The organism is Thermodesulfobacteriota bacterium (assembly GCA_040758155.1).
GTDB lineage: Bacteria > Desulfobacterota > Deferrimicrobia > Deferrimicrobiales > Deferrimicrobiaceae > UBA2219.
Genome location: JBFLWB010000046.1, coordinates 1 through 8,706 on the forward strand (window position 1 = coordinate 1; position 8,706 = coordinate 8,706).

The following is an 8,706-nucleotide window of genomic DNA, read 5'->3' on the forward strand; positions in this document are numbered from 1 at the left end:
AGGCCGCGCCGCTCTGGCCGGAGGGAAGGTTCAACGTCGCCCTTGTGTACGGGGAGCTCGGGATCTACGGGCAGGCCGTGATCCACATGAAGCGGTACCTGGAGCTGAAACCCGACGCGCCCGACGCGCAGTCGGCCCGCGACCAGGTCGTGATCTGGCAGTCGAAGGCCAGGTAAAGGGTTTGCCGGGAGGGGAGGGCATGAGCGGGTTGTCGCGGATTGCGGTCGTTCTCGGGATCGCGCTGGCTTCCATTCCGGCCCGGTCGTTCTCGGGCGAGGGCGGATTCGCAGGTGTCTCGCAGTGCTTCATCGGCGGGAAATGGGTCACCGTCAAAGGGAACTGCCCGGCGGCTGCGGGCGGCGGCGGGAGCTCCTCCGGCTCCGGCGGCGGTGGCGGCGGAGCCGTGTACAACGGCCTCTACGGCGCAAGCTACCAGCTCGGCTATGCGTTCGGCCAATGGCTGTTCGGATCGGGCTCGAACCCGCAGGCGGAGCAGCAGAAGCGGCTGATGATGGAGGAGCTGCAACGGCGCCAGGCGGAGGCGGAGCGGCAGCACCGGGAGGAGGAGGCGCGTCGGCTGGCCGCCATATACAACCGCCTGTCGTCGACGTTGAAGTTGAGCGGCGTGCCCAACCTGCAATTGAAGGAGGTTTCGGGCGGCAGCCCCGGGCTGAAATTGAAGCTTGGGGACAGCGCGGAAGGGCACGCCGGGATCAAGGGGTTGCCGGGCATCCATCTCAATGACGGCAAGACGCCCTACGGGATTCCCGGCCTGCCGGGGATCTACACGGGAGGCGAGGACCAGGGGTCGGGGCTGACCGCTTCGGGACTGAAGCTGAAAACGGGCGACGGCGCCGGCGGGAATGCGCCGGCCGGGGCGGCGCAGGCGGCGCCTGCCGCACCGGTCCAGCCGGGGCCGCTTCCCCTGCCGGATCCGGCCGCCATGACGCCGCAGCAGATGGCGGACGTCGTGGAGATGGTCAGCAGGCTTCCGCCCGAAGCGCAGCAGGAAATCCTGGCGGCCGGTCCGCTCCCTGGGGATGCGCCGGCGGCGCTGCAGCGGCAGGCCGCGGTTTCGCAGGTTGCCGCATCGGCGGCAACGCCGGAAGATGCCTCCGACAAGGCCCGGGCAGGATTCGACCGGCCGATCGGGCAGGGGCCCGCGGACCGGAAAGGGGCGGACCCGAAGCCGGAGATCGCGCGTCCGGAAGCGCAGGCGCCTCGCGCGCCCGCGGCTCCGGGACAGCTCTCGGCGGCAGTGTCTACTGAAGCGCCGGCTCCGCAGCAGCCCTCCGAGGATCTCATCAAGCTCTACCTGTTTCCCGGCGGCCTCCCGCCCGGACCCTTCCCGAAGAACCCCGACCCGCCGATGAGCAATCCGCTTCGGAACGACCGGAGTCTGAAAGCCGAGCTCAACACGTGGGACGACTGGGCCATGCGGCAGGCGGATTACGTTTTGGGCAAGTCGAACGATCCGTTGTATCCCGCAGCCACGGAGCGTGCCATCCTGAACGCCGGCGCGGTGAAGGACTACGCTCCCGAACTGTTCCCGCGATACGAAAGCGATCCGACGTTTCGCCTCGAGGTGGATCGAGGGCTGGAAGTCGCCGCCGGAACAGCGGTCGCGCATTACTACCGGGGGCAGGCGGAAGCGCACAAGGCCGCTCTTCGCTCGTTCCACGAGGACCTGGGAGCGCTCGCGGCGGCCGGTAAGCTGGACCGGCTGGTCCCCCTCGAAGATCAGTTCCGGCTCCATCCCGAGCGGCGGCAACTGGTGGAGGAAATCCGGAAGCGGCTTGAGGCCGAAGAGGCGGCTGCGGTGGAGATAGCGAAGGCCGTCGGGATCCTCCGGCTGAAGGAAGAGCATCGGCAACTGTTCCAACGCCTTCGCGCCGCCGCAAGCCGATAAAAATCTGCGAATCCGGCCCTTTCCCATTCCTTCTGCATCTTAACAGTAAGCTTTGCTCAAATGGGATAAGGGGGGATATTCGCCATGAGATCCTGGAAGCGCACATACGGATTGCTCTGTCTACTCTTCGCCGGCGTCCTCGTGGGTGCCTGCGGCGGCGGAGGAGGCGGAGGCGTGGTCGGCGCACCTGCGCCTCCCGCCGGGGCGCTGGACGTCTTCGTTTCACCGGACGTCGCCATGCGGTTCGCCTCGCTGGACAACGCGCAGGAGACGACAGGGTCGGACTCGACCGGAATCGGGGGCGGTTTCATCGCCGTGAACACCGTAACGGGCCAGGTTTCCGGATTCCTGGTGCATAACATCGCGGACGCGCAAAGCGCGCACATCCACGTGGGCGCCCGCGGGATCGCCGGCGGCATCGTCATCGAGCTGACGCCGGACAACACGGCAACAACCACCGTTTATACCGTGCCGGACAACACGTTTCTTCCGAACCCCGTGACGGACGTGCCTGCGTTCCTCGCGGGGAACCTGTACTTCAACGTGCACAACGCCGCGTTCCCCGGCGGCGTGATCCGGGGGCAGCTCGACATGGAGCCCACGACGATCCGCTTCGCCTCGCTGGACAACACGCAGGAGACGACGGGTTCGAACTCCGCGGGCATCGGCGGCGGGATCATCGGAATCGACGAGGTGACGGGCCAGGTCATGGGGTTCGCCGTGCATAACGTCGCGGACGGGAACCGGGCGCACATCCATCCCGGAGCGCGGGGGATCGCCGGCGGCATTGCCGTCCCGATGTTGCCGGACAACGTCGTGAGCCCGGTGTTTGTCGTGCCGGACGGCGCGGTCATGAACCTCGTTACGGACGTTCCCGGTTTCCTCGCGGGAAACACTTACATCAATATCCATAACGCCGCGTTCCCGGGCGGGGTGATCCGGGGGCAGCTCGACATGGAGCCCACGGTGATGCGGTTCGCCTCGCTGGACAACGCGCAGGAGACGACGGGCTCGGATTCGACCGGGAAAGGCGGCGGGGTCGTCGGGGTGAACGAAGCGACGGGCCGGGTCGCCGGATTCGCGGTGCATAACGTCGCGGACGGGAACCGGGCGCACATCCATCCCGGGGCCCGCGGAATCGCCGGAGGCATTGCCGTCCCGATGCTGCCGGACCCGCTCGTGAGCCCGGTGTTCGCCGTTCCGGACGGCGCGCTCATGAACCTCGTGACGGACGTGCCGGCATTTCTCGCGGGGACCATGTACATCAACGTCCACAGCGCCGCGTTCCCAGGCGGAGTGATCCGGGGGCAGCTCGACCAGAACTGACGGTTGTTGGAGGAAGGAAGGGGGCCTCGTGCGCCGAGGACCCCGGCAAGCCCGGGCCGGTTTCAGCCCGCCTGGGTTTCCTTGACGTGCTTCAGGATCTTGATCTGGCCGTCGAGCGCTTCCGTTGCAAGGTTCAGCGCCTGCGCGGAGGTTTCGCAGAAAGTGAGCTTGTGCTCGATCGTCCGCGTGATCAACGTGTGCGACATCCGGATCTTGTTCTGCACTTCCTCGGGCTGGTCGTACAGGACTTCCATCAGCGCGTTGAAGAACAGGCCGTACTGTTCCCTCAGGAACTTCTGCAGGAGCACGCCCCTGCTGTCCATGTCGGCGTAGTAGCGGTTTCCCTCCGGGCCCATGCACCAGATTTCGTCGTACGGCTTCAGCGATTCGATCTCGGAGTGGTTCAGCATGAAATATTTCAGGATATCCCGTATCTCCGTCGCCATTCCTTCGAGATGGTTGATCATCTGCATCAGGTCCATTGCCATTGCATACCCCTCCGGAAGTCAATTTCAAGTTGCCAATTCTATGCTTTCCGCCCGGCGGTCGCAACGAAAAACGGCGCCGGGGGGTATAATTCCCCGTGGCGGTACGCCCGGACCCGCCGGAAAGAGGGGGCGCGAATGCAGACATTCGACGATTTCGCCGACCGTTACGACCCTTGGTTCAGGACCCGGCTTGGAAGCTACGTCCTGCGCCACGAAAAGGAGCTCGTCCTGGAGCTCGCGGCGCCGAGAGCCGGAGACAAGGTCCTCGACATCGGGGTCGGGACCGGCATCTTCGCCCTCGAGCTGATGAAGCACGGCGTCGACCTCGTCGGGATCGACGTGTCCGAAAAAATGCTCGACGTTGCGCGGTCGAAGGGCGTGGCGAACGTCCGCCTGGGCGATGCCGTATCCCTCGATTTCCCGGACGAGAGTTTCGACCTCGTCATTTCCATCACGGCGCTGGAATTCATCGGGGATTACGAAAAGGCGATCTCCGAGATGGTGAGGGTCTGCAGGAAAGGGGGGAGGGTCGTCGTCGGCACGCTCGGCTCGGGATCCCTTTGGGCGCTGAAGCGGAGCAGGGCGGCGCGGAAGGATCCGGAATCGGTATTCCGGCACGCAAGATTCTATTCCTTCAAGGAGCTGAAGCGGGCGGCGGTACGCTTCGGATACAGGGCCGTCGTCAAGGGAGCGATATTCGCGCCGCCGTTCGACAACGCGCTCTCCGTGTTCCTCGGGGAGCTGCTGGAAAAGGTCTGCCGGTCGCTCATCCCTTCAAGGGGAGCCTTCCTGATCTTCCGGATCGACAGGGAGTGACCTCCATGACCCTGTGCGAATCGGGAAAGGATTTTTTTGCATCGCTGTTGAAGAATTGACGCGCAATTACGGTAATGGTATCCAGTAATACTGCGGGATGGTCATTGCTTTGACGAGATGACGAGTCCGCTTCCTTTGGAGGGCGCCGGACGCATATAGCGAACGGGAGGTCTTTCTCATGGACGGCATGATCGAGAGACCGACTTACAGGGCATTGGAAGAGATGCTCCGGTCGCTTCAAAAGGAATGCTCCGACCTCAACCGGATGATCCTCCTGCTGCTCGACGGCGAGAACAAGTTCCGCACATTCTTCGAGAACAGCCTCGACGCGCTGATCATCTCGGACGAAACCGGCCGGGTGCTCGAGGCGAACGCCGCCGCCTGCGCGATGTTCGGCTACCCGGAAGAGGAGCTGATGCGGCTGGGGAGAGACTCCCTTGTCGATCCGGACGATCCGCGACGCCTGCCCGCCTTGAGGGAACGGGAGCGGGACGGGAGGTTCGCCGGGGAACTGAACTTCAAACGCGGGAACGGATCGACCTTTCCGGCGGAAATCACCTCGGTCCTTTTCCGGAACAAGAGCGGGGAACGGCGGGCGAGCATCATCATCCGGGATATCACACGTCGCCGGCGAATGGAGGACGCGCTGAAGGAAAGCGAGGAGCTTTATCGCACGGTCTTCGATCACGGGGAAGACGGGATCGTCATCGTCGAGCCGGACACCGCGGCCCCGATCTGGTTCAACAAAAGAGCGTGCGAGCAGCTCGGTTACACGCCGGAGGAGTTCGCCCGCCTGAAGATCGCGGATATCGATCTTTTCGAAGGTCCCGATGAAGTCGAGGCCCGGATTCGGAAGGTGATCGAGAAGGGGTACGACGAATTCGAGACGATCCATCTCGCAAGGTCCGGCGAACGGCGGAATATCCTCGTCAAGGCCCGGTACATCCCGGCCGGGAAGAGGCCCTTGTGCCACTGCATATGGCGCGATATCACCGAAACCAAGCGGAGGGAGGCGCTCGAGAAGCGGCTCCAGGCATCGCAGCGTATGGAGACCGTCGGGACGCTGGCGGGTGCGATCGCGCACGATTTCAACAATGCCCTGACGGGGATCATCGGATTCGCCGCACTGCTGCGGGAAGGCCTTTCCGGAAACGAGCAGGCGCTGTCGGACCTGGACGAGGTCATGCTCTGCTCGGAGCGCGCCGCCATGCTGACCCGGCAGCTCCTGACCTACGCCAGGCGGCAGGTCGTAGAGCCCGTCCGCCTGGACCTGAACCGGCTCGTGTCCGATCTGGTGAAGTTCGTCTCCAAGCTCATCGGGGATCGGATCGAGGTCCGGACAGCCCTCGCCTGCGGCCTGCCGGCGCTCCACGCGGACGTGGGAGAGATCGAGCAGGTGGTCATGAACCTGTGCCTGAACGCGCGGGACGCGATGCCGGGGGGCGGCAGCCTGACGATCGGCACGGAGGCGGTCGAACTGGACGCGGAAGCCGGTCGGGAGCTCCCGGAGGCCGAACCTGGCCGGTACGCGGTTCTCACGGTCTCCGACACGGGCACCGGCATGGAGAAGGCGGTGGAGGAGCGGGCGTTCGACCCGTTCTTCACGACGAAGGGGCCCGGCGAGGGGATGGGGCTCGGCCTTTCCATGGTGTACGGGATCGTCCGGCGGCACGGCGGAGCGGTCCGGCTGAGCACGGAGCCGGGAAAGGGGACGACGTTCCGGATCTATTTCCCCGCGGCCGAGGGAATGGATGCGCTCGTTCCTGCCGGTCCGTCGGAAGCGATCCGCGGCGGCACGGAGACGATCCTCCTGGCCGAGGACGACGAGGCTGCACGGAAAATCGCGGAGCGGACGCTGACCGGGCTGGGGTACACCGTCCTGTCCGCCGGCGACGGGGAAGCCGCGGTGGATCTGTTCCGCGGGAGCAGCTCCCGGATCGACATCGCGCTCCTCGACCTGGTGATGCCGCGGAAAGGGGGCATGGACGCGTTCCGGGAGATGCGTGAGATCCGGGGAGACCTGAAGGCCGTGTTCGTGAGCGGATACGCTGCGGAGGATATCCGCGAATCGTTTGCCCTGAATGCGGGCATCCCGTTTCTTTCGAAACCGTTCGGACCGGGCGTCCTGGCGAGAAAGGTGAGGGAGGTGCTGGACCGGGATTGACCGTAGAGGAGGAGCAAGATGCGTAACTCCTTTCCCCGCTGGCTGCAGGCGCTCCTCGCGTCGGGGATGATCGCTTTGATCGCGGGAAGCGCCTGGTTTCACCGCACCCAGGTGGAGCATCTCAAGCAGGAAGCCGTCAAGGAACTCCAGGCCATTGCGGAATTGAAGGCGGCGCAGATCGCGGGGTGGAGAGACGGACATCTCGCGAACGCCACGGTCCTCATGAACAGCGGTTTCTTCAAGGAGGGGGTGGCGCGCTGGATGGCGGATCCCCGCGGACGCGACCCGGTACATATCCTGAGGCGGTTCCGCGTCATGAAGGAACAATACGGCTATCGCGACGCACTGTTGATCGACCCGGAAGGACGCATGCTTCTGAGCCTGGAAGAAAAACGGAGCCGGGTTCACGCCGAAGTCGTAAAAACCCTGGAGGCGGCCCGGCGCGACCGGAAGGCCGCCATTGCCGACCTCCATGCCGGATCGGACGGAAGGCCGCATCTCGACATCGTCGCCCCCTTGTTCGCTTCGGGCGGCGGAAACCCGAAACTGCTCGGCGCGATCGTCCTCAGCATCGAACCTGAACGGTTCCTCTATCCCCTGATACAGTCCTGGCCGGTCCCCCGGAAGTCCGCCGAAACGCTGCTGGTCCGGCGCGACGGCGAAGACGTGCTTTTTCTCAACGAGCTGCGCCACCGGTCGGGCACGGCGCTTTCGCTTCGCATCCCGATGGCCGAGAAAAACGTGCCTGCCGTGATGGCCGCGGCCGGCCGGGAAGGCATGGTCGACGGGGTGGATTACCGGGGAATCCGCGTGCTCGCGGTGCTGAAGGCCGTACCGGATCCGCCCTGGCTCATGGTGGCCAAGGTGGACGAGTCGGAGGCGTTCGAAAAAGCCCGCCGCTTCTCCGGCCTGGCGGCCTTCCTGTTCCTCGGGCTGGTGTCCGCGCTGGCCGCGGCGGTCGGAGTGGTCTGGCAGCGCAATGCCAAGGAGCATTACCGTTCGCTGTTCCTCGCGGAAGAGGCGCACCGCATGTCCGAGGAGCGCCATCGCATCACGCTCATGAGCGTCGGGGACGGGGTCATCGTCACCGATGCGCGGGCCGGGGTGGAGCTGATGAATCCCGTCGCGGAGGCGCTGACCGGCTGGTCGCGGGAGGAAGCGCTCGGCAGGCCGCTCGACGAGGTTTTCCGCATTGTGAACGAGCATTCGGGGGAGTCCGTCGAAAATCCGGTGCACCGGGTTCTCCGCGAGGGAACGGTGGTCGGGTTGGCCAACCATACCGTGCTCATCGCCCGCGACGGGACGGAGCGGCCCATCGCGGATTCCGGCGCGCCGATCCGCAACGACCGGAACGAGCTCACGGGCGTGGTGCTGGTCTTCCGGGACCAGACGCAGGAGCGCCTCCTCGGGCGACTCACCGAAACACGGCTCGCGCTCATGGAAAGTGCCGCGCGCGGTACGCTGGACGACCTGCTGACCCTGGCCCTGGACGAGGTCGGCGCCCTGGTGGACAGCCCCATCGGTTTCTACCACTTCGTGGGGGACGACGGGAAAACGCTGCATCTGCAGCAATGGTCCACCCGGACCCTCAAGGAGTTCTGCCGGGCGCCGGGGAAAGGGGTGCACTACGACATCGACCGGGCCGGTGTCTGGGCGGATTGCGTGCGGGAGAAGCGCCCCGTGGTGCACAACGATTACGCGTCGCTGGAGACCCGGCGGGGACTGCCGGAAGGACACGCGGAGGTGGTGCGCGAACTGACGGTCCCGGTGATCCGGGAGGGGAAGGCGGTGGCCGTGCTCGGGGTGGGCAACAAGCCGATGCCCTACACCGGGAAGGATGTGGAGGTCGTATCCTTCATCGCGGACGTGACCTGGCAGATCATCGAGAAGAAGCGGACCGAGGAGGGGAAGGCCGCGGTCGAGGCCCATCTCCGGCAAGCGGCCAAGATGGAGGCGGTGGGACGGCTCGCGGGAGGGGTGGCGCACGATTTCAACAACCTCCT

At 65.4% G+C, this 8,706-nt stretch carries 6 protein-coding genes; 5 read left to right on the plus strand and 1 reads right to left on the minus strand.

Annotated features, from left to right (window positions below):
• Window positions 1-199 precede the first annotated feature (199 nt).
• Both AB1346_02920 and AB1346_02925 read left to right on the plus strand, forming a co-directional pair.
• The gene (locus tag AB1346_02920) at window positions 200-1,909 is read left to right on the plus strand and encodes a hypothetical protein (protein MEW6719382.1); all 1,710 of its coding nucleotides are present in this window, start codon (window positions 200-202) and stop codon (window positions 1,907-1,909) included.
• Window positions 1,910-1,993: 84 nt separating this feature from the next.
• Window positions 1,994-3,235: a CHRD domain-containing protein gene (locus AB1346_02925; protein ID MEW6719383.1), complete on the plus strand. Its 1,242-nt coding sequence runs from the start codon at window positions 1,994-1,996 to the stop codon at window positions 3,233-3,235.
• Between the two features lie 62 nt (window positions 3,236-3,297).
• On the opposite strand, the gene AB1346_02930 is transcribed toward AB1346_02925, so the two are convergent.
• Window positions 3,298-3,723, minus strand: coding sequence for a hypothetical protein (locus AB1346_02930; protein MEW6719384.1), 426 nt, complete (start codon window positions 3,721-3,723; stop codon window positions 3,298-3,300).
• A gap of 135 nt (window positions 3,724-3,858) precedes the next feature.
• Between AB1346_02930 and AB1346_02935 the strand changes: the two genes are divergently transcribed.
• The 3 genes from AB1346_02935 to AB1346_02945 form a co-directional block, all read left to right on the plus strand.
• On the plus strand, window positions 3,859-4,539 hold the full coding sequence (locus AB1346_02935) for a methyltransferase domain-containing protein (GenBank protein MEW6719385.1): 681 nt from the start codon (window positions 3,859-3,861) through the stop codon (window positions 4,537-4,539).
• 178 nt (window positions 4,540-4,717) lie between these two features.
• Complete coding sequence (locus AB1346_02940; protein MEW6719386.1) at window positions 4,718-6,703, plus strand: PAS domain S-box protein; 1,986 nt, start codon at window positions 4,718-4,720, stop codon at window positions 6,701-6,703.
• Between the two features lie 18 nt (window positions 6,704-6,721).
• Window positions 6,722-8,706 (plus strand): GAF domain-containing protein (locus tag AB1346_02945; protein MEW6719387.1); only part of this gene is annotated, 1,985 nt, incomplete at its 3' end.